This window comes from Haemophilus pittmaniae, from assembly GCF_900186995.1.
GTDB classification, from domain to species: domain Bacteria; phylum Pseudomonadota; class Gammaproteobacteria; order Enterobacterales; family Pasteurellaceae; genus Haemophilus_D; species Haemophilus_D pittmaniae.
This window is the reverse complement of sequence record NZ_LT906463.1, coordinates 704,561-726,684: the sequence shown is the minus strand read 5'-3', so window position 1 is coordinate 726,684 and position 22,124 is coordinate 704,561. Positions and strand designations below refer to the sequence as shown.

At 43.2% G+C, this 22,124-nt stretch carries 14 protein-coding genes; 4 read left to right on the top strand and 10 right to left on the bottom strand.

Annotation, left to right across the window (positions count from 1 at the left end; genetic code table 11):
• Nucleotides 1-220 precede the first annotated feature (220 nt).
• From CKV74_RS03650 to CKV74_RS03615, 8 genes are all read right to left on the bottom strand, one after another.
• The gene (locus CKV74_RS03650) at nucleotides 221-844 is read right to left on the bottom strand and encodes a YagU family protein (protein ID WP_007242314.1); all 624 of its coding nucleotides are present in this window, start codon (nucleotides 842-844) and stop codon (nucleotides 221-223) included.
• A 191-nt stretch (nucleotides 845-1,035) separates the two neighbouring features.
• Nucleotides 1,036-1,989 carry a transaldolase gene (gene tal, locus CKV74_RS03645; RefSeq protein WP_007242430.1) on the bottom strand — a complete coding sequence of 318 codons (954 nt, stop codon included), beginning with the start codon at nucleotides 1,987-1,989 and terminating at the stop codon, nucleotides 1,036-1,038.
• Between the two features lie 255 nt (nucleotides 1,990-2,244).
• Nucleotides 2,245-6,495 (bottom strand): DNA-directed RNA polymerase subunit beta', encoded by a 4,251-nt coding sequence (rpoC, locus tag CKV74_RS03640; RefSeq protein ID WP_095176754.1) that lies wholly within the window; start codon nucleotides 6,493-6,495, stop codon nucleotides 2,245-2,247.
• Nucleotides 6,496-6,618: 123 nt separating this feature from the next.
• On the bottom strand, nucleotides 6,619-10,647 hold the full coding sequence (gene rpoB / locus CKV74_RS03635) for a DNA-directed RNA polymerase subunit beta (protein WP_007242344.1): 4,029 nt from the start codon (nucleotides 10,645-10,647) through the stop codon (nucleotides 6,619-6,621).
• A 282-nt stretch (nucleotides 10,648-10,929) separates the two neighbouring features.
• A complete protein-coding gene (gene rplL / locus CKV74_RS03630) occupies nucleotides 10,930-11,301 on the bottom strand; it encodes a 50S ribosomal protein L7/L12 (protein ID WP_007242467.1) in 372 nt (123 codons plus the stop codon).
• A 54-nt stretch (nucleotides 11,302-11,355) separates the two neighbouring features.
• Nucleotides 11,356-11,847: a 50S ribosomal protein L10 gene (gene rplJ / locus CKV74_RS03625; RefSeq protein ID WP_007242295.1), complete on the bottom strand. Its 492-nt coding sequence runs from the start codon at nucleotides 11,845-11,847 to the stop codon at nucleotides 11,356-11,358.
• Nucleotides 11,848-12,236: 389 nt separating this feature from the next.
• Nucleotides 12,237-12,626 carry a RidA family protein gene (locus tag CKV74_RS03620; protein WP_007242470.1) on the bottom strand — a complete coding sequence of 130 codons (390 nt, stop codon included), beginning with the start codon at nucleotides 12,624-12,626 and terminating at the stop codon, nucleotides 12,237-12,239.
• A 55-nt stretch (nucleotides 12,627-12,681) separates the two neighbouring features.
• Nucleotides 12,682-13,428 (bottom strand): MlaA family lipoprotein, encoded by a 747-nt coding sequence (locus tag CKV74_RS03615; protein ID WP_007242297.1) that lies wholly within the window; start codon nucleotides 13,426-13,428, stop codon nucleotides 12,682-12,684.
• A 326-nt stretch (nucleotides 13,429-13,754) separates the two neighbouring features.
• On the opposite strand from CKV74_RS03615, the gene carA reads away from it, so the two are divergent.
• From carA to carB, 3 genes are all read left to right on the top strand, one after another.
• Nucleotides 13,755-14,882: a glutamine-hydrolyzing carbamoyl-phosphate synthase small subunit gene (carA, locus tag CKV74_RS03610; RefSeq protein WP_095176753.1), complete on the top strand. Its 1,128-nt coding sequence runs from the start codon at nucleotides 13,755-13,757 to the stop codon at nucleotides 14,880-14,882.
• Between the two features lie 89 nt (nucleotides 14,883-14,971).
• Nucleotides 14,972-15,427: a hypothetical protein gene (locus CKV74_RS03605; RefSeq protein ID WP_007242476.1), complete on the top strand. Its 456-nt coding sequence runs from the start codon at nucleotides 14,972-14,974 to the stop codon at nucleotides 15,425-15,427.
• A 42-nt stretch (nucleotides 15,428-15,469) separates the two neighbouring features.
• On the top strand, nucleotides 15,470-18,673 hold the full coding sequence (gene carB, locus CKV74_RS03600) for a carbamoyl-phosphate synthase large subunit (protein WP_095176752.1): 3,204 nt from the start codon (nucleotides 15,470-15,472) through the stop codon (nucleotides 18,671-18,673).
• Between the two features lie 119 nt (nucleotides 18,674-18,792).
• Here carB and CKV74_RS03595 read toward each other — a convergent pair whose 3' ends face one another.
• Nucleotides 18,793-20,319, bottom strand: coding sequence for a YifB family Mg chelatase-like AAA ATPase (locus CKV74_RS03595; RefSeq protein WP_007242362.1), 1,527 nt, complete (start codon nucleotides 20,317-20,319; stop codon nucleotides 18,793-18,795).
• A 213-nt stretch (nucleotides 20,320-20,532) separates the two neighbouring features.
• Entirely contained in the window at nucleotides 20,533-21,150 is a 618-nt protein-coding gene (gene yihA, locus CKV74_RS03590; protein ID WP_007242456.1) for a ribosome biogenesis GTP-binding protein YihA/YsxC, read from the bottom strand.
• A gap of 92 nt (nucleotides 21,151-21,242) precedes the next feature.
• Here yihA and CKV74_RS03585 point away from each other — a divergent pair, with 92 nt between their 5' ends.
• On the top strand, nucleotides 21,243-22,115 hold the full coding sequence (locus tag CKV74_RS03585; protein WP_095176751.1) for a VirK/YbjX family protein: 873 nt from the start codon (nucleotides 21,243-21,245) through the stop codon (nucleotides 22,113-22,115).
• Nucleotides 22,116-22,124 lie beyond the last annotated feature (9 nt).

The following is a 22,124-nucleotide window of genomic DNA, read 5'->3' as shown; positions in this document are numbered from 1 at the left end:
TCGCCATCTTACTGTACCCGTCTAAAAGAATGCTGATCTTGGTCAATATTTGTCGCGTTGTCTCAAAGAGTTACTTGGAAGGCTATTTTCTTGCGCGTTAAAACGCCCCTTAAAAATAAAACTTTTCACGAAAACACATTGTAAGTTATTGATTTTATTAGAATTGATTTAAAAAGTAATTTATAGATATAAAAAATGCCGCGATTGCGGCATTTCTTGTTTAACGGAATGGTTGGTCCAGTGGAACTTCCGGATCCGGCTGACCAGTAATACGATTACGTAAATCACGGCGGATAAGCTCAATGGTCCAGAACCAGAAAATATGACCGACTAATTCGGAAATATGTTCATATAATGGCCAGTCTGCAACCGGTGGAGTTAAACCCAATAGAGGGAACGTGATGTAGTGCACCGCAATGTCTGCCAACAAACCGGCACCAATACCTTGCCAGAATTTAATTTTTGGAAAACGCTCAGCCACCAAGCAATAACCGATAGCAAACACTAAAGAGAAAGTAATATGTGTCACTCCAATCCAGTCAAATCCGTGATCAGCAAAGGTGAATGCTGCTTGGGTCGGATCGATACCCAAATAGTCACGTAAGAAAACATGTGGTGGATTCAAGAAGGCACGAGAACAAACCGCTAAAATCTGATCTTGGGTTAAACCGCTGACATCCACTTTACAGGCTGCAGCAAAAAAGTCGATTGGACTACGTGGTGGAAATGGATGCTCAGCACCCCATTTAACAAAAGCAGAGATAAGCCCTGCGATGATACCTACAAGAATCGCTACACCATAACGACGACGATTCGCAGGAGTTTGTTGAAAAATACCTGACATATATTTGCTCCGAAATATCAAAATATTAACCGCAGCAACTGCCCTGCTGCGGTTCCCGTTTTGCCTTATGCAAAACACATTCAAATTGTTAAGTAATTCAGCACATTCGTCAAGTATTTATACTTGTCCCCACCAAAAAGACATAAAAAAATGCGGTTATTACTAACCGCATTTTGTTTATCTCACAGCAATTAAAGTTTAGCCGAAAGCATGGTTTCCAATTTCTCTTGGTCAATGGCAAACTTGCGAATCCCTTCCGCTAATTTTTCCACCGCCATTGGGTCACTGTTGTGTTCCCAATAGAACTCTGCTTCGGTTAATGGTTGCGGTTTCGCTTGAACTGTACCTTGGAAATCTAATTTGCGAACTAAGGCACCGCTATTATCTTGCAATTCTTTCAATAATGCAGGAGCAATAGTCAAACGATCACAACCAGCCAACTCGGTAATTTCACCAACATTACGGAAGCTAGCCCCCATCACCACTGTTTTATAACCATATTGTTTATAGTAATTGTAGATTTTACTTACTGAAATCACACCCGGATCTTCCGCTGGTGCATAGTCTTTTTTATCGGTATTCGCTTTATACCAGTCTAAAATACGGCCAACAAATGGTGAGATCAAATAAACACCGGCTTCAGCACAAGCACGTGCCTGCGCTTCAGAGAACAATAAGGTCAGGTTACAGTTGATACCTTCTTTCTCTAAGATTTCCGCCGCACGAATACCTTGCCAAGTTGAAGCGATTTTAATCAAAATACGATCATTGGCGATACCTGCAGCATTATAGAGTGCGATTAATTTACGCGCTTTCTCTACTGTGGCTTGTGTGTTATAGGAAAGACGGGCATCCACTTCGGTAGAAATACGTCCCGGTACGATTTTCAAAATTTCTAAACCGATATTCACGGCCAATTTATCTTCTGCATCAATAAGCTGTTGAGCTTTGTCGGCACTTTGAGCTTTCGCGTAAGCCACTGCTTCATCAATCAATGGTGCGTATTGTGGTAATGCCGACGCACTTAAAATTAACGATGGATTGGTTGTGGCATCTTGCGGTTGATATTTTTTGATAGCATCAATATCGCCGGTATCGGCTACCACGACGGTCATACTGCGCAATGCATCCAATTGAGTAGTCATTTTTGCTCCTTGTATGTTGATATTCATTATGGAATTCCGCTAACAATAGCACAGTTCTACCAATTTAGGATAAAAACCATAGAAAATGTTCTAATCGACTGGGCTCATAGCATTAACCAATACAACTACATCTTTAAACCAACCATAATAAAATCAATAACTTACACTCTGTTTTAGTAAAAACTTCGATTTTCATAGGGGCGTAAAAAAACAAAACCCGAGCACTTGCCCGGGGTTTGTTGATTAGGATTGCGATTATTCCGCATCATCCGCCATATTCAGCATTTCTGCCAAATTGCTGGTGGCATCATCGGCACTCATCACGAACTCATCGGCAATTGCCTGTTCATCATCTTCCGATAATTTCACGACAACATCGTCAACCAAACGGTTTTTGTGACGATTTTGGTGATACGCAAAACCGGTACCGGCTGGAATTAAACGACCAACGATAACGTTCTCTTTCAAACCACGCAATTCATCGCGTTTACCTGCCACAGCGGCTTCAGTAAGCACGCGAGTGGTTTCTTGGAACGATGCCGCAGAAATGAAGGATTCTGTTGCCAAGGACGCTTTGGTAATACCAAGTAATTCACGTTCGAACTCAACTGGTGGTTTACCTTCCGCTTCACGTTTACGGTTAACAATTTTCACGCGAGCCACTTCAACTTGTTCCCCTTCGAGGAATTCGCTGTCATAAGCTTTGGTGATCACCGCTTTCCGTAACATTTGACGAACAATCACTTCAATGTGCTTATCGTTAATTTTTACCCCTTGTAAGCGGTAAACTTCTTGCACTTCGTTCACGATATATTCAGTTACCGCGCGTACACCACGTAAGCGTAAGATATCATGTGGTGTCTCAGCACCATCAGAAATCACATCACCACGTTGTACCATCTCGCCTTCAAATACGTTGAGCTGACGCCATTTTGGAATCATTTCTTCGTAGGTTTCACCCTCAGTTGGAGTGATTAATAAACGGCGTTTACCTTTGGTCTCTTTACCGAAGGATACGATACCGGAAATTTCTGCCAAGATTGCAGGTTCTTTCGGCTTACGAGCTTCGAATAAATCAGCAACGCGCGGAAGACCACCGGTAATATCTTTAGTACCCACAGATTCTTGTGGAATACGAGCAAGCGGTTCACCCACTTTTACTTCTGCACCATCATCTAAGCTTACGATTGCTTTACCCGGTAAGAAGTATTGTGCGATAACATCGGTTTCAGGTAAGAAAATATCGTTACCTTTGGCATCTACTAGTTTGATGGTTGGACGTAAATCTTTACCTGCGGTTGCACGTTCACCCACATCTTGTACCACAATAGAAGAAAGACCGGTTAATTCATCAGTTTGACGAGTTACGGTTAAACCATCCACGATATCTACAAATTTCACAAAACCGGAAACTTCAGAGACTACCGGCATGGTATGTGGATCCCAGTTTGCAACAGTTTCACCTGCTGCCACTTCTTGACCGTCAGCTTTATTTAACACCGTACCATAAGGCACTTTATAGTGTTCTTTCGTACGACCAAACGCATCAGTAACGGTTAATTCAGTATTACGGGAAGTTAACACTAATTTACCTTCATCGTTAGTCACGAATTTCGCATTAACGAGGTGTAAAGTACCGTTGTTTTTAATTTGTACGCTAGATTCTTTCGCTGCTGCGGAAGCCGCACCACCGATATGGAACGTACGCATGGTTAACTGTGTACCTGGCTCACCGATAGATTGCGCAGCGATAACCCCTACAGCTTCACCTTGGTTAATCAGGTGACCGCGCGCCAAGTCACGACCATAACATTTCGCACACACACCAAAGTCGGTATCACAGGTTACAACAGAACGGACTTTCACGCTGTCTACGGAGTTAGCATCTAACACATCACAAAGTTTTTCATCTAGTAAAGTGTTACGGGCGATTAATACTTCTTCCGTACCTGGTTTATAGATGTCTTCTGCAGCGACACGACCTAACACTAATTCGCGCAATGGCACTTTCTCATCGCCACCTTCAATTAATGGGGTCACCACTAAGCCTTCGTGTGTACCACAGTCGTCTTCAACAATCACCAAGTCTTGGGCAACATCCACTAAACGACGGGTTAAGTAACCGGAGTTCGCTGTTTTTAATGCAGTATCCGCTAAACCTTTACGCGCACCGTGGGTTGAAATAAAGTACTGAAGTACGTTCAAACCTTCACGGAAGTTTGCAGTAATTGGAGTTTCGATGATCGAACCATCCGGACGAGCCATCAAGCCACGCATACCCGCTAACTGACGAATCTGTGCTGCAGAACCCCGCGCACCAGAATCCGCCATCATAAAGATACTGTTGAAAGACGCTTGTTTTTCCGAGTTACCTTCACGATTGATGACTTCTTCTTGAGACAAGTTTTCCATCATCGCTTTTGCTACACGTTCATTTGCTGCAGCCCAAATATCGATCACTTTGTTATAGCGTTCGCCTGCAGTCACAAGACCGGATTGGAATTGTTCTTGAATTTCGGCAACTTCGGCTTCCGCAGCAGAAATAATTTCGTATTTCTTCTCTGGAATAACCATATCGTCGATACCTACAGAAGAACCTGAACGAGCCGCATAAGCAAAACCGGTATACATAATATGGTCAGCAAACATTACCGCTTCTTTCAAACCTAAACGACGGTATGCTTCGTTGATGAGTTTAGAAATCGCTTTTTTACCTAATGTTTGGTTGAACAATGAATAAGGCATACCTTTTGGTGCGATCATCCAAAGAATAGCACGACCGATAGTGGTATCAGTTAATGTGGTTTTCTCTTCGAATCCGCCAGCTTCATTTTTCACATATTCGGTAATACGTACTTTAACGCGAGAATGCAATTCTGCTTCACCTGTGCGATATGCTTTTTCAGCTTCGCGAGGATCTTGCAATAACATGCCTTCGCCTTTACCGTTTACTTTTTCGCGGGTCATATAGTAAAGACCCAACACCACGTCTTGTGATGGAACGATAATAGGATCACCGTTTGCTGGTGAAAGTACGTTATTGGTTGACATCATTAACGCACGAGCTTCTAACTGAGCTTCAAGGGTTAATGGTACGTGAACCGCCATTTGGTCACCATCGAAGTCCGCATTGAACGCCGCACAAACGAGTGGGTGTAATTGGATTGCTTTACCTTCGATTAAAAGAGGTTCAAATGCTTGAATACCCAAACGGTGAAGTGTTGGTGCACGGTTCAATAGAATTGGGTGCTCACGAATAACTTCTGCCAAGATATCCCAAACGATCGCGTCTTCACGCTCAACCATTTTCTTAGCCGCTTTGATGGTTGTTGCATAACCACGGCTTTCTAATTTTGCGTAGATAAACGGACGGAATAATTCCAATGCCATTTTCTTCGGTAAACCACATTGGTGTAAGTGCAAGTATGGACCTACAGTGATTACGGAACGGCCTGAATAGTCAACACGTTTACCTAATAAGTTTTGACGGAAACGACCTTGTTTACCTTTGATCATATCCGCAAGCGATTTTAATGGACGACGGTTAGAACCCGTAATCGCACGACCGCGACGACCATTATCTAATAACGCATCAACAGATTCTTGTAACATACGTTTTTCGTTACGTACGATAATATCTGGTGCGATTAAATCTAATAAACGTTTTAAACGGTTGTTACGGTTAATTACGCGACGATATAAATCGTTCAAGTCTGAAGTTGCAAAACGGCCACCATCTAATGGTACTAATGGACGTAAATCCGGTGGAAGTACCGGTAATACAGTCATCACCATCCATTCCGGTTTGTTGCCTGACTGTAAGAAAGCTTCCAATAATTTTAGGCGTTTAGTGATTTTCTTACGTTTGGTTTCAGAGTTGGTTTCTTGTAACTCTTCACGTAATTTTTCGCATTCCACTTCAAGATCAATGCCTTTAAGCAAATCTTGAATCGCTTCAGCACCCATCTTCGCTTCGAATTCATCTTGCCAACGATCTTCGGCATCAAGGAATTGTTCTTCGGTTAATAATTGTCCACGTTCCAAATCGGTCATACCCGGTTCAGTCACAATGTACATTTCAAAATAAAGAACACGTTCAATATCACGCAACGGCATATCCAATAGTAAACCGATACGGGATGGAAGAGATTTTAAGAACCAAATATGAGCAACCGGACAGGCTAATTCAATGTGGCCCATACGCTCACGACGCACTTTAGTTTGTGTTACTTCAACGCCACATTTTTCACAAATCACACCACGATGTTTTAAGCGTTTATATTTACCGCATAAACATTCGTAATCTTTTACAGGCCCGAAAATACGTGCACAGAAAAGACCGTCACGCTCAGGTTTGAACGTACGATAGTTGATTGTTTCAGGTTTTTTAACTTCACCAAATGACCAAGAACGGATCATGTCTGGAGAAGCTAACCCAATTTTAATCACATCAAAATCTTCACTGGTTTTTGATTGTGCTTTTAAAAACTTAACTAAGTCTTTCACAAATAGTCTCCTGTCGGAGTTAAGGGTTTCAAAGTGCAGTCAAAATATTCTGTTTTTTTAACCGCACTTCGGCGATTTCTTCCTTCTGCTTCCCCTGCGCACAGGGGAAGACAGGTTTGTCGATTACTCTTCGTCTAACTCGATATTCAAACCAAGTGAACGGATTTCTTTCATGATTACATTGAAAGATTCCGGTGTACCCGGATCCATTTGTTGGTTACCGCCGACGATGTTTTTATACATCTTCGTACGGCCGTTCACATCATCGGATTTCACGGTTAGCATTTCTTGTAAGGTGTAAGCTGCACCATATGCTTCAAGTGCCCATACCTCCATCTCACCGAAACGTTGACCACCGAATTGAGCTTTACCACCAAGTGGTTGCTGAGTAACAAGACTATAAGAACCGGTTGAACGAGCATGCATTTTGTCATCAACTAAGTGGTTCAATTTGAGCATATACATATAACCTACGGTTACTGGACGCTCAAATTTCTCACCTGTACGACCATCATATAAGGTGATCTGACCTGAAGTTGGTAAGCCACCTAGTTTCAACATTTCTTTGATTTCTTGCTCATCAGCACCATCAAACACTGGTGTTGCTACCGGTAAACCTTTGCGTAGGTTTTCCGCTAAACGCATGATTTCATCATCGCTAAAGGTGCTTAAATCTACTTTTTGAGCACCATGACCTAAGTCATATGCTTTTTGCATATAGCCACGAAGTTTCTCAACATCTTGTTTTTGTTTGATCATCGCATTGATTTGATCACCGATACCTTTCGCTGCTAAGCCTAAGTGGGTTTCTAAGATCTGACCGATGTTCATACGAGATGGTACGCCCAATGGGTTCAATACGATTTCAACCGGTTGACCGTTTTCGTCGTATGGCATATCTTCCACAGGGTTGATTTTTGAGATAACACCTTTGTTACCGTGACGACCCGCCATTTTATCACCCGGTTGGATTTGACGTTTCACCGCTAGGTAAACTTTAACCACTTTCAACACGCCTGGAGCGAGGTCATCGCCTTTAATGATTTTCTTACGTTTTACTTCAAGTTTGTGTTCAAACTCTTTACGTAACTCTTCATATTGTTCAGCAAGCTGTTCTAATTGATTTTGTTTTTCTTCATCTGAAATGGTTTGTTCTAACCATTTTGTGCGATCCATTTTATCTAATTGAGCCGCATCAATACCGCCAGCGATAAGTACATTACGCACACGAGCAAACAAGCCAGCTTCTAAGATTTCTAATTCATCAGAAAGGTCTTTCTTAGCTTGTTTTAACTGCATTTCTTCAATTTCTAATGCACGTTTGTCTTTTTCTACGCCATCACGGGTGAAGACTTGAACGTCAATTACAGTACCGCTTACGCTGTTTGGTACGCGTAATGAAGAGTCTTTCACATCAGATGCTTTTTCACCGAAGATTGCACGTAACAATTTTTCTTCTGGTGTTAATTGCGTTTCGCCTTTAGGGGTTACTTTACCAACTAAGATGTCGCCACCTTTTACTTCAGCACCCACATACACGATACCGGATTCATCCAATTTGCTTAATGCAGATTCACCTACGTTTGGAATATCCGCAGTGATTTCTTCAGAACCTAATTTAGTATCACGTGCCACACAAGATAATTCTTGAATGTGGATTGTCGTGAAGCGGTCTTGTTGTACTACACGCTCAGAAACTAACATTGAGTCTTCGAAGTTATAACCGTTCCAAGGCATGAATGCCACACGGATATTTTGACCTAATGCTAATTCACCTAAGTCAGTTGACGGACCATCTGCCAAAACCTCACCACGATTAATTGGATCGCCTAAATTCACACAAGGAATTTGGTTGATACAAGTGTTTTGGTTAGAACGGGTGTATTTAATTAAGTTATAAATATCGATACCCGCTTCACCTGCTACGGTTTCGTCTTCATTTACTTTGATGACGATACGAGAAGCATCAACGTATTGAACAGTACCACCACGTTTCGCTACAACCGCCACACCTGAGTCAAGTGCGATTGGTTTTTCCATACCTGTACCCACTAACGGCTTATCAGCACGTAAAGTTGGAACCGCTTGACGTTGCATGTTCGCACCCATTAAGGCACGGTTCGCATCATCATGCTCTAAGAATGGAATTAATGCCGCTGCAACGGATACCACTTGTTGAGTTGAAACGTCCATATAATGGATGTCTTCCGGTTTATAAAGACCAGATTCACCGCGCTCACCACGAGCAGTTACAAACGCATCGGTAAAGCGGTTGTTCTCATCAAGGTTTGAGTTTGCCTGTGCAATGATGTAGTTCGCTTCATCAATCGCAGATAGATATTCGATTTCTTCAGTAACTTGACCATCAATCACTTTGCGATATGGGGTTTCTAAGAAACCGTAATCGTTCGTACGAGCAAATGCAGAAAGTGAGTTGATCAAACCGATGTTTGGACCTTCAGGTGTTTCGATTGGACATAAACGACCATAGTGGGTGTTATGTACGTCACGCACTTCAAAGCCGGCACGTTCACGAGTTAAACCGCCTGGACCTAATGCTGAAATACGACGTTTGTGCGTCACTTCTGATAATGGGTTATTTTGATCCATGAATTGCGAAAGTTGTGAAGAACCAAAGAATTCTTTCACTGCCGCAGAAATCGGTTTAGGGTTAATAAGATCTTGTGGAGTGATAGCATCTAAATCACCTAAAGATAAACGCTCTTTCACCGCGCGTTCGACACGTACCAAACCAATGCGGAATTGGTTTTCAGCCATTTCACCCACTGAACGAATGCGACGGTTACCCAAGTGGTCGATATCATCTACTTCACCACGACCATTACGGATGTCGATGAGTTTTTTCATCACTCGAATAATATCGTCATTACTTAAAGTACCTGTACCAACACCTTCAGGAATACTTAAAGAACGATTAAACTTCATACGGCCAACTGCAGATAAATCGTAACGTTCTGCAGAGAAGAATAAATTATTAAATAAGGCCTCGGAAGATTCTGGTGTTGGTGGTTCACCCGGACGCATCATACGATAAATTTCGTATAACGCACTGATACGATCGTAGGTAGGATCCACACGTAAGGTTTCAGAAATGTAAGGGCCGTAATCTAAATCGTTAGTGAATAAGGTCTCGATTGTTTTATAACCAGCCTGAGCTAATTTAGCCAATACTTCTAAGGAAATTTCACCGTTCGCCGGACAAACAATTTCACCAGACTCTAAATCTACATAATCTTTTGCCGCCACTTTACCAACAATATACTCCGTTGGTACTTCCACTTGAGTCACTTTATCTTTCTCAAGAGCTTTAATATGACGAGCAGTAATGCGACGACCACGCTCTACATAGGTTTTACCATCAGCAACGATATCGAAGCTAGCGGTTTCACCACGCAAACGTTCTGGAACCAACGTCATTAACAATTTATTATCGGCAATTTCATAGATCACTTTATCGAAGAACAAATCTAAAATTTCTTCGGTGGTATAGCCTAAAGCGCGCAAAATAATAGTTGCCGGTAATTTACGGCGACGGTCAATACGTGCATATAAATTATCTTTTGGATCAAATTCGAAATCCAACCAAGAACCACGGTAAGGAATAATACGTGCATTAAATAACACCTTACCGGAAGAATGGGTTTTACCTTTGTCAGAATCGAAAAATACGCCTGGACTACGGTGTAATTGTGAAACAATAACACGCTCAGTACCGTTAATTACAAAGGTACCGTTATCGGTCATCAATGGGATTTCACCCATGTAAACTTCGTTTTCTTTAATGTCTTTAATGGCACGGGAAGAAGATTCTTTATCGTAGCTCACTAAACGAAGTTTTACGCGTAAACCTGCCGCATAAGTAGAACCACGGATTTGGCATTCACGCACATCAAATTCCGGCTCTTCCAAGCGATAATCAACATATTGAAGTTCGGTATAACCATTGTTGCTCACGATTGGGAATACTGAACGGAATGCAGCTTCTAAACCTTGCTGACCATCAGGATCTTTTTGAATAAATTTATCGAATGAGTCTAATTGAATGGTTAATAAATAAGGGACATTTAAAACTTGCGGACGTTTGCCGAAGTCTTTACGAATTCGTTTTTTCTCAGTGTAGGAGTAACCCATTGGTTTTCCTCTATAAATTTTAGTGAGAGCGAGTTGATATAAATAAAATACTTGAACTGAACGATTTTAGTTATATCGGAGATTGACGCCGTTTCGGATACCGCACTCTGAACCTTACTTCTGTAGTGGGTTACTTAGTTTAAACCGTCTGTCTAGACCAAGTGGAACAAATCCCATTAAACGGAAAATGCAGATTTGTTTTGTGCTGTTTTTGATAGCACAAAATGGCTGATGGAATTCCACCAGCCATTTGACCTGAAAAAACAGGGCGAAAAATCAAAATTATTTGATTTCTACTTTCGCACCAGCTTCTTCTAATTCTTTCTTAAGGGCTTCTGCTTCTTCTTTAGAGATGCCTTCTTTCAACGCTGCAGGTGCAGATTCAACTAAGTCTTTAGCTTCTTTTAAGCCTAAACCGGTTGCACCACGTACTGCTTTGATTACTGCTACTTTGTTAGCACCAGCTTCAGCAAGAACTACGTCGAATTCAGTTTTTTCTTCAGCCGCTGCTGCTGCGCCGCCCGCTGCTGGAGCTGCTGCTGCTACTGCTGCAGATACACCGAATTTTTCTTCCATCGCTGTGATTAATTCAACGATTTCAGTTACAGATTTAGAAGCGATCGCTTCAATGATTTGTTCGTTAGTTAATGACATAACAATCAATTCCTAAAATTAGTAAAGTTAAATGAAGTAAGAAACGCTTAATGATTAAGCTGCTTCTTGTAATTTGTCGCGTAATGCCGCAAAAGTGCGCACAAGTTTGCCTGCTGCTGCTTCTTTCATTGTGCCCATTAAACGTGCAATTGCTTCTTCGTAAGTTGGTAATGTTGCTAAGAATTCAACATCTTGGATCTTACCTTCAAAGGCTGCACCTTTAATTTCAAACTTATCGTTTGCTTTAGCAAAATCTTTGAACAAACGTGCTGCTGCACCTGGATGTTCATTAGAGAATGCGATAAGTGTTGGACCTACAAACGTATCTTTTAAGCATTCGTAATCTGTGCCTTCAACCGCACGACGTAATAAAGTATTACGAACAACGCGCATTGTCACACCAGCTTCACGAGCTGCTTTACGTAATTCAGTCATTTTATCAACAGTTACACCACGGGAATCCGCGATTACTGCTGAAAGTGCACCTTTGGCTGCTTCATTTACTTCGGCAACAATTGCTTGTTTGTCTTGAAGATTTAATGCCATTGGCTGTTAGCTCCTGAATTTATTCCGAATAGTCGGAATCATTTACCCCGAGAAAGTGGACTTTCAAACGGGGACGACTTCGGTGCCCAGAAGCAAGAAAAATTCTTATTCTGTACACCATCTACGTAGGATGATTAAGACCGAGGCCAAGGCCAAGGTTCCCTACGGTCTTGGACGGGGCTTGAATAGGTCAAGCACCAACCAGAAAACAAATTATGATGAACCATAATTGAGACGCGGAATTATAAAGAGCTTTTTTGCACTTGTAAATGCCAATGGCGAAAAAAAGCGCAAAATTTGCCAAAAAATGAATTCTAAAATCAACCCTAATAAAATCAATAACTTAGCATGTATTTTAAGCAAAGCTCTGAAATTCGCAGGGGCGTTTTCTATTTCCGTACTGCTATCGCCTCGATTTCTAATCCCACATCTTTCGGCAAACGTGCCACTTCAACACAAGAACGTGCCGGGAAATTTGGATGTTGGTTTTCTTTGAAGAAACGTTCATACTCAGCATTCACCGCAGCAAAATCATTTAAGTCTTTAACAAAGACTGTGGTTTTAACAATATCTGCCACGCTGAGCCCGGCTTGATTAATAAGCGCTTTAATATTTTCCAAGGATTGGCGAGCCTGCGCCACAATATCTACCGGCACTTCGCCGGTCGCCGGATTGACCGGAATTTGTCCGGAGGTCAATACCAAATTACCTAAATCCACAGCCTGTACATAAGGACCGATCGCGGCTGGGGCATGCTCAGTATGAATGACTTTAGTCATCGTTAACTCCTGTTTTCATCAAAAATAAAAAATGCGGTAGGGCACCGCATTTGGCTTAATCGATTTCGTTTAACACATCGTTGGATAGCTGTTCCTGTTTTTGCGGTGCACTTTCTTTTCCATCGCTCACCTTAAATTGCAGGTTTTGATAATAAGCTTCGCGGAATGTTACATATGGATCCTGGGCTTGGTTCAGTAATTCTGTTTGGTCTAAACTTTTCGCCCGTTTATCCACCACTTGCACACCGTTTTTCACCAATGACCATGGGCTACCAACCCAATGCCAGAATGGATACATATAAGCACTATCCACCACAGCACCGGTTAATTGACGCGGCGTAGTCGCATTATAAATCGGCAATACAATATATGCGCCAGGATCAACACCGTAGGCTCCCAAGGTTTCACCAAAGCCACGTTCTCCGTCAATGCGCAATTCCTCGCTGGCACTCGCAAAATCAATGAAGCCAGCTAAACCAAAGACGCTATTGATCCAAAAGCGGTTAAAGTGCACAAATGCCTTACGCGGCTCACCTTCCAATAAACGGTTCACAAAACTGACCGGTTCATCAAGGTTATTCGCCATATTGCTTAAACCACCGGTAATCGGTTTCGGCATTTTGTTCCAGCCTTTAGCCACCGGCTGCAATACATAAGGATCGACAACTTTATAGTTGAAATTCCACATTTTGCGGTTAAATCCTTCCATCGGATCATTGCGGCTACCATCGGGCTTAGTGGCCGAACAGCCGACTAATAGCAGAGCCGCACATAATGTGACGATAAGATTGATTTTTTTCATGTATTTTCCTAATCCAAAAATTTCGTCCATTCTAATCAAGAATAGCGGGAACTCAAGCTTTTTCCGCCCAAGGCTGGGATAGAGAATAATAAAAAAATGCATTTAAGATAAAAATCCCGCTTGATTAAAATGACTTTATATGCAATATTTCAGCATAATTATTCAATTACACTTGCGTGAGCCTTGCATTATGGGCATACCTTCATTAGAATAGCCGACCTGACGGCGTGCGCCGTAAGGAGTAAAAAGTAAAGAAGTTCGATTCTGCTTTTTATTCGGTTAATGAACATTCGTAAGTGTTCGACCAATTACAATCAGGAGTTCTTATGTCTAATCAGGCAATTCTCGTGCTCGCCGATGGCAGCGTATTTCATGGCACGGCTTTAGGTGCCACGGGACACACTATTGGGGAAGTCGTCTTTAACACCGCAATGACCGGCTATCAAGAAATTTTGACCGACCCATCCTATTGCAAACAAATCGTTACCCTCACCTATCCCCATATTGGCAATACCGGTACTAACCTCGAAGATATCGAATCAGCCAAAGTTTACGCCGCCGGTTTAATTATTCGCGATCTCCCCTTATTACACAGCAATTTCCGTGCTGAAAGCTCCCTCGCCGATTATCTCAAAGCCAATAATATCGTTGCCATCGCAGACATCGACACCCGCCGTCTAACCCGTTTATTACGTGATAAGGGCGCACAAGCCGGCTGCATTATGTCCGGTGAAATCGATGAAGCTAAAGCCCTTGCCCTAGCTAAAAGTTTTGGTTCTATGGCCGGTAAAGATTTAGCCCAAGAGGTAACGACTGCGCAAGCCTATCCATGGCAGCAAGGCGAATGGCATCTCGGCCAAGGCTATGGCGAAAAGAAAAATGGCCAGTTCAATGTGGTCGCCTACGATTTTGGCGTCAAATACAATATTTTGAGAATGTTGGCCGAACGCGGTTGCAATCTTACTGTCGTACCGGCTAAAACCGCTGCCGAAGAGGTGTTGGCATTAAATCCAGACGGCATCTTCCTTTCCAATGGCCCCGGCGATCCAGAACCTTGCGATTACGCCATCCAAGCCATTAAAACCCTATTAGCCAGTAAAAAACCGCTCTTCGGAATTTGTTTGGGCCATCAATTATTAGGCTTAGCCGTTGGTGGAAAAACTAAAAAAATGTCCTTTGGTCACCATGGCGCCAACCATCCGGTACAGGATCTCGATTCACAAAAAGTCCTTATCACTAGCCAAAACCATGGATTTGAAGTAGATGAAGCCAGCTTACCGGCAAACGTACGCGTGACCCATCGTTCCTTATTTGATAATTCTGTGCAGGGTATCGAACTCACCGAACAAGCCGCATTTTCTTTCCAAGGACATCCCGAAGCCAGCCCAGGGCCAAACGATGTAGCGTATTTATTTGATAAATTTATCGAGCAGATGAAAGCAGCAAAAAACTAAGAGTAAATGTACATCCCAATAGTTCTGTGGATGAACTCTGTATTTTTTAACCATTTTCAATAATGGACACTCGTAACAGGAAAAAGATCATGAAAAAATTATTGTTAGGATTAATTACTCTCTCTTTAATGGCTTGTGTAAACAGCAATGACCGAACATTTCAAGGTAAAAGCTACGAACTCAATTCTGCGGAATTAAGTCTTGGCCACGCTTTATATACCTATCTGCCTTATGACCGCAGCGGTGTTCCGCATAATCTATTTGTTGAGCGCCAAAAACTGCCGGCCAGTCAGATTGGTCTATATGCCGAAGATTGGTACAAAAAAGAGCAGGGATTCCGCAAAAATGACTGTCAGCTACAATTTAAGACCTATCAAAATATCAAATACGCAACCTGTGACTTTAATAGCGGCATTAAACATGTGATTTATGTTCTAACGACAAAAGAAGATCAGGGCTTTGCCAAGGTGTACATGAGCGCACAAAAAATAGCAGAAAATGATGAACACCGGTTAGTGCAAGAACTGGATAAGTTCTACCCTTAAACGAACACATCAAAATTGAATATAATTAAGAGAAAAACAAAAATGCCAAAACGTACAGACATAAACACAATATTAATTATCGGTGCAGGGCCAATTGTCATCGGACAAGCCTGCGAGTTTGACTATTCCGGGGCGCAAGCCTGTAAGGCGTTACGGGAAGAAGGCTATAAAGTCGTATTGGTTAATTCAAATCCGGCCACCATTATGACCGACCCCAATATGGCTGATGTGACCTATATCGAGCCAATTCAATGGCAAACCGTGGAAAAAATTATTGCCAAAGAACGCCCGGATGCCATTTTACCTACCATGGGCGGACAAACCGCATTGAACTGTGCCTTGGATTTATCCAAAAATGGCGTACTGAAAAAATATGGCGTAGAACTGATCGGCGCTACCGAAGATGCTATCGATAAAGCGGAAGACCGTGGACGATTCAAAGAAGCTATGGCCAAAATTGGTTTAAACACACCCAAATCCTTTGTCTGTCACAGTTTTGATGAGGCCTGGAAAGCACAAGAGGAAGTGGGCTTCCCGACATTAATTCGACCATCCTTCACCATGGGGGGATCGGGTGGTGGTATTGCCTATAACCGCGATGAATTCCAAGCCATTTGCGAACGTGGATTTGATGCATCACCAACCCATGAATTATTAATTGAACAATCCGTATTAGGTTGGAAAGAATATGAAATGGAAGTGGTGCGCGATAAAGCGGATAACTGCATCATTGTCTGTTCCATTGAAAACTTTGATCCTATGGGGGTGCATACCGGTGACTCCATTACTGTTGCACCGGCACAAACCCTAACGGATAAAGAATATCAAATCATGCGTAACGCCTCCCTTGCCGTGTTACGGGAAATTGGTGTAGATACCGGGGGTTCCAATGTGCAATTTGCGATCAATCCGGCTAATGGCGAAATGATTGTGATTGAAATGAATCCACGGGTCAGCCGCTCTTCTGCGCTTGCCTCCAAAGCGACCGGTTTTCCAATTGCCAAAGTGGCAGCAAAATTAGCCGTCGGCTATACCTTAAACGAATTACGCAATGATATTACCGGTGGCCTAATTCCGGCCTCCTTTGAACCATCCATCGACTATGTGGTAACCAAAGTACCACGTTTCGCCTTTGAAAAGTTTCCGAAAGCCGATGACCGTTTAACAACCCAAATGAAATCCGTTGGCGAAGTGATGGCTATGGGGCGCACGTTCCAAGAAAGTCTGCAAAAAGCGCTACGCGGTTTGGAAACCGGCATTTGTGGATTCAACTTACTATCCGAACAACCGGAAAAAATTCGTCAGGAACTCGGCAATCCGGGACCAAACAGAATTCTGTATGTTGCCGATGCCTTTGGTGCCGGATTTAGTTTGGAGGAAGTACATCATTACAGCAAAATCGATCCTTGGTTTCTCCGTCAAATTGAAGATTTGGTGCAAGAAGAATTGGCCTTGGAGAAAAAAACTATTGCCGATTTGGATCGCTCTTTCCTACGCTACCTAAAACGTAAAGGTTTTTCCGATAAACGTATCGCCCAACTGGTCAATGCCGAGGAAACCGCGATTCGTCAATTACGCCATCAATATGATTTGCATCCGGTATATAAACGGGTTGATACCTGTGCCGGTGAATTTAATTCCGATACTGCTTACCTCTATTCCTGCTACGAAGAAGAGTGTGAGGCAAAACCAAGCAAACGTAAAAAAGTCATGATTTTAGGTGGCGGCCCGAACCGTATCGGACAAGGTATCGAATTCGACTACTGTTGCGTACATGCGGCTTTAGCATTACGTGAAAGCGGGTTTGAAACCATTATGGTGAACTGTAACCCGGAAACCGTATCTACCGACTTCGATACCTCCGATCGTCTCTACTTCGAACCACTCACCTTAGAGGATGTGTTGGAAATTATTCATGTGGAACAGCCTTGGGGCGTTATCGTACATTACGGAGGGCAAACCCCGCTCAAACTGGCCAATGCATTACATGCCAATGGTGTTAATATTATCGGCACCTCCGCCGACAGTATTGATGCGGCGGAAGATCGCGAACGTTTCCAACAAATTCTACGCGAACTCAATCTTAAACAGCCGGAAAACCGTACCGCACGCAATGCCCAAGAAGCGCTAGCATTAGCGAATGAAGTGGGTTATCCATTGGTGGTTCGCCCATCCTATGTGTTAGGCGGACGCGCTATGCAAATCGTGTATAACGATGAAGAGCTTAATCGCTATATGCGTGAAGCAGTTTCCGTGTCCAACGATAGCCCGATTCTGCTCGATCACTTCCTGAATAACGCCATTGAAGTGGATGTTGACTGTATCGCAGACGGTAAACAAGTAATTATTGGTGGAATTATGCAACATATCGAACAGGCCGGTATTCACTCCGGCGACTCCGCCTGTTCATTACCGCCATATTCCCTCACCGCGGAAATTCAAGATGAAATCCGCCGTCAAACCATCGCCATGGCGAAAGCGCTCCATGTCGTTGGTTTAATGAATGTGCAATTTGCCGTACAAAACAACGTTGTATATGTGCTGGAGGTCAACCCGCGCGCTAGCCGTACCGTACCGTTCGTTAGCAAAGCCAGCGGCCGGCCATTAGCCAAAATTGCCGCTCGCGCAATGGCGGGTATCAGTCTGCAGGAGCAAGGCATTGAGGGTGAAATCATTCCGCCATATTATGCGGTAAAAGAAGCGGTATTCCCGTTCATCAAATTCCCGGGCGTGGATGTCATTTTAGGTCCTGAAATGCGTTCTACCGGTGAAGTTATGGGAGTGGGTAAAACTTTCTCGGAAGCCTTCTTAAAAGCGCAACAGGGCGTCGGCGAACGCATTCCAAAAACCGGCAAAGTGTTCCTATCCGTGGATAATGCCGATAAACCGCGCCTATTACCGGTTGCCCGCCATTTACAGGAACAGGGCTATGGCCTATGCGCGACTATTGGCACAGCCAAATTCCTACGGGAAAACGGTGTGGCAACCCAAATTGTGAATAAGGTGCGGGAGGGTCGTCCGCATATCGTTGATGCCATCAAAAATGGGGAAATCGCCATGGTGATTAACACCGTCGGCAACCAGCCAGAAACCGTTGCCGACAGCCACTCCATCCGCTCGAGTGCCTTAGCGCAAAAGGTGTTTTTCCAAACAACCTTAGCCGGTGCTGAAGCCTTGGTTGAAGGGGTGAAAAGCTTAGACCATTGTGATGTATATGCCTTACAGGAATTACATCAGGAACACTAATTCCATCGTTTAAAAAATTAACGCCGTCAATAACCCTTGACGGCGTTTTAATTTCAATATCAATAAAATCAATGACTTATGCGTTATTTATAGCAAAACTCTGATTTTGTAAGGGGCGTTTAAAGCGCGGATAATTTTTGCAATAAGCGATCCATTGCGCGATAACCAAGGGCTTCGGCTAAGTGAGTGCGATTAATTTGCGCCTCCTGCTGCAAATCGGCAATAGTGCGCGCGACCTTGAGAATACGATGGTAGGCACGCACCGACAAACCTAATTTATTCAGGGCTTTTTCCAAGAACAAGGCATCTTCCAGCGTGAGCTTGCAGTCCCGTTCAATTTCCTTACCGCTCAAGTAAGCGTTAATTTTTCCGGCCCGAGCCAATTGCATTTCCCGTACCTGTAGAATCTGCCGACGTACCGTTGCGCTATCAGCGCCGCGATCGACATTTTGTTGCAAACTGCCCTGCGGTAACAAAGGTACTTCGATAGACAAATCAAAGCGATCCAAAAATGGCCCCGATAAACGATTTAAATAACGCATCATTTGCTGTGGTGAAGTACGATTGTGTACTCCGCTATAATGACCGGTTGGGCTAGGGTTCATCGCTGCAATCAACTGAAAACGGGCGGGGAAACAAATCTTCGCATTGGCACGGGAAATCACAATTTCACCGCTTTCCAACGGCTGACGTAACGCGTCTAACACCTTGCGCTCAAACTCCGGCAACTCATCCAAAAACAACACGCCGTTATGCGCCAAGGAAATTTCTCCCGGCTTGGGAATAGAGCCTCCTCCCACTAAGGCCGGTATTGACGCGCTATGATGGGGGGCTCGAAATGGGCGTTGTTTCCAATTATGTAGATTCAGTTCGTTTTGCACCAAACTGGTTACAGAGGCCGTTTCAATGGCTTCTTGATCACTCATTTCCGGTAATATTGTGGTAAGACGGCTAGCCAACATGGTTTTTCCGGTGCCGGGAGGTCCTAAAAAGAGCAAATTGTGTTGCCCTGCAGCGGCAATCGTAAGTGCTCGTTTGGCGTGTTGTTGACCGATAATATCCGTCAAATCCAAACTATAGGATGGCAATGTCTGAGTGCTCTGCTGTTGAAAATCCGCTGCATTTGGCAACTCAATTTGCTGATTGAGAAACTGCACGACCTCCAGCAAATTACGAGCAATCACACAATTGGCATTCGCTACCAAAGCTGCCTCATTAGCATTCTGTGCCGCTACAATGGCAATTCGACGAGCCTTTTGCGCGGCCAAAATTGCCGGAATCACCCCATGTACTCCTCGCAATTCACCGGTTAACGCCAACTCACCCAATAACTCAAAGGCTTGCAGGCGCTGCGCAGGAATATGTTCCATTGCCACCAACATCCCTATCGCTAAGGGCAAATCAAAACGCCCGCCTTCCTTTGGTAAATCCGCCGGCGCAAGATTCACCGTAATGCGCTTGGCGGGATATTTAAACTGGGCATTCAACAAAGCACTACGCACCCGATCCTGCGCCTCTTTCACGGTTTTCTCCGGCAAACCGACCAAAGTAAAGCAAGGCTTGCCGTTACTTAAATGTACTTCAATAGTAACTAAAGGAGCCTGTACTCCCATCGACGCGCGACTATACACAATTGCTAATGACATGAAACATCCTTATTTTCCGTGAATTCAATCACCCGCCCAAACGCACTATCGTTTTCCAACGTTTTCTCCAAAATAGAGGCTAAGTCATTGATTTTATTAGAGGTGGTATAAAAATCGATAAATTAACGGCAATATAAAAAAAACCGCGCAATCCGTTGGGATTACGCGGTATTTTTGCGATCTTTAACGCAAATTTCGTCAGTGGTGAAGGCATTAATCAGGAATAAGTGGTGCGAACCAGCCATCCAATTTGCCGGCCAATTTATCGATGCCTAGTTTACTTTGAGCAGAAAAGGCTTCGACCTGAATATCACCTTGAAACGGTAAAATCGCTTCCCGTACCATTTTGACCTGTTTAGAACGTGCGCTTTGGCTCAATTTGTCGGCCTTGGTCAACAACAATAACACCGGCAATTCAGCAGAAACTGCCCAATCAATCATTTGTTGATCAAGATCCTTTAATGGGTGGCGGATATCCATCAATACGACCAATCCGGCCAAACATTGACGATGTTGTAAATATTCACCCAAGGATTTCTGCCATTGAATTTTCATTTGCTCCGGCACGGCCGCATAACCGTACCCCGGTAAATCCACCAATTTGCAGCCGTTTTCCACTTCAAATAAATTAATTAACTGGGTACGTCCCGGTGTTTTTGATGTACGGGCGAGGTTTTTTTGATTAGTTAAGGCATTCAATGCGGTAGATTTTCCAGCATTAGAACGTCCGGCAAAGGCAATTTCGATACCTTCATCGGCAGGAATCGCACGAATATTAGGAGCGCTAGTTAAAAAATGGGTTTTATGGTAATTGAGTTTTTTCTCGGACATAAGAATTTCCTTGCAAGTGGGCGACTAGCATACCACAAATAGCAAATTTGCCGAAATTATGCGAAAATGCCGCGCTTTTTGAAGGAATAACCATGAATAAACAACAGTACCACTGGATTGATGCGCAGCAAATTTATCCCGACCAAGGGAAAAAATCCTATGCTTTAAAACGTCTGCGTTATCAATTACGCTCATGCTTGCATCTCGGCACGATTAAAAAATTCGAACAATTTATCAATCAATATGACTTTCTTGCCGCCTTGCTAAATCGACGGGTGAATTACGGTTATCCGTTGGTGCATCGTTTCTTAGATAAACGTTTTAATACCCGCCAACGTTTTGAGGCTATCTGTGATAATTTACTTTTTTTGCCTCAAAAATTAGCGCATTTAAATCCTCCTCTATGGCAACAGCCATTAAATTTCGGTGAAATAATCGAAGATTTTGAGATTTTGCTAAATATTAATGAATATCAACCTATGGAAGGTTATTGGGCATTGGAGTTGCGCTATAAACCCGATAACCAATTGATCTATTTATTAACCTTTGGAAAATTAGCAGATGCCTTATTAATTGCCGTGGTGCAAGGGCCGAATTTTGATGGTTCGAAGGAATTAGTTAAGCAGCTAACCAAATCCTGCCATGGGCTACGCCCGGCATATTTGATGGTAGAAGTGATGAAAATGCTTACCGGAATTCTGGGCTATCAACGGTTATTTGGTATTCCACAAAAATACCAAAATAAATCCCGTTTGGTACAAAGTAAACGTTATGTGGTGGACTACGATGCTATTTTTGCTGAATCCGGTGGCCAACTTGCCGATTATTGGCAACTACCGTTACAAAGCTCACGCAATTTGGACGATATTCCAAGTAAGAAACGTTCAATGTACCGTAAACGTTATGCCATGTTAGATGAGTTTGCCGAACGAATGGCACAAATACTGGCTCAACAAGATACATAAAAAATGACC

Bases quoted from the DNA above. Each gene is read 5' to 3' on its own strand.
- CKV74_RS03650 (WP_007242314.1), bottom strand. From the start codon at position 844: ATGTCAGGTATTTTTCAACAAACTCCTGCGAATCGTCGTCGTTATGGT.
- tal (WP_007242430.1), bottom strand. From the start codon at position 1,989: ATGACTACTCAATTGGATGCATTGCGCAGTATGACCGTCGTGGTAGCC.
- rpoB (WP_007242344.1), bottom strand. From the start codon at position 10,647: ATGGGTTACTCCTACACTGAGAAAAAACGAATTCGTAAAGACTTCGGC.
- rplL (WP_007242467.1), bottom strand. From the start codon at position 11,301: ATGTCATTAACTAACGAACAAATCATTGAAGCGATCGCTTCTAAATCT.
- rplJ (WP_007242295.1), bottom strand. From the start codon at position 11,847: ATGGCATTAAATCTTCAAGACAAACAAGCAATTGTTGCCGAAGTAAAT.
- CKV74_RS03620 (WP_007242470.1), bottom strand. From the start codon at position 12,626: ATGACTAAAGTCATTCATACTGAGCATGCCCCAGCCGCGATCGGTCCT.
- CKV74_RS03615 (WP_007242297.1), bottom strand. From the start codon at position 13,428: ATGAAAAAAATCAATCTTATCGTCACATTATGTGCGGCTCTGCTATTA.
- carA (WP_095176753.1), top strand. From the start codon at position 13,755: ATGTCTAATCAGGCAATTCTCGTGCTCGCCGATGGCAGCGTATTTCAT.
- CKV74_RS03605 (WP_007242476.1), top strand. From the start codon at position 14,972: ATGAAAAAATTATTGTTAGGATTAATTACTCTCTCTTTAATGGCTTGT.
- carB (WP_095176752.1), top strand. From the start codon at position 15,470: ATGCCAAAACGTACAGACATAAACACAATATTAATTATCGGTGCAGGG.
- CKV74_RS03595 (WP_007242362.1), bottom strand. From the start codon at position 20,319: ATGTCATTAGCAATTGTGTATAGTCGCGCGTCGATGGGAGTACAGGCT.
- yihA (WP_007242456.1), bottom strand. From the start codon at position 21,150: ATGTCCGAGAAAAAACTCAATTACCATAAAACCCATTTTTTAACTAGC.
- CKV74_RS03585 (WP_095176751.1), top strand. From the start codon at position 21,243: ATGAATAAACAACAGTACCACTGGATTGATGCGCAGCAAATTTATCCC.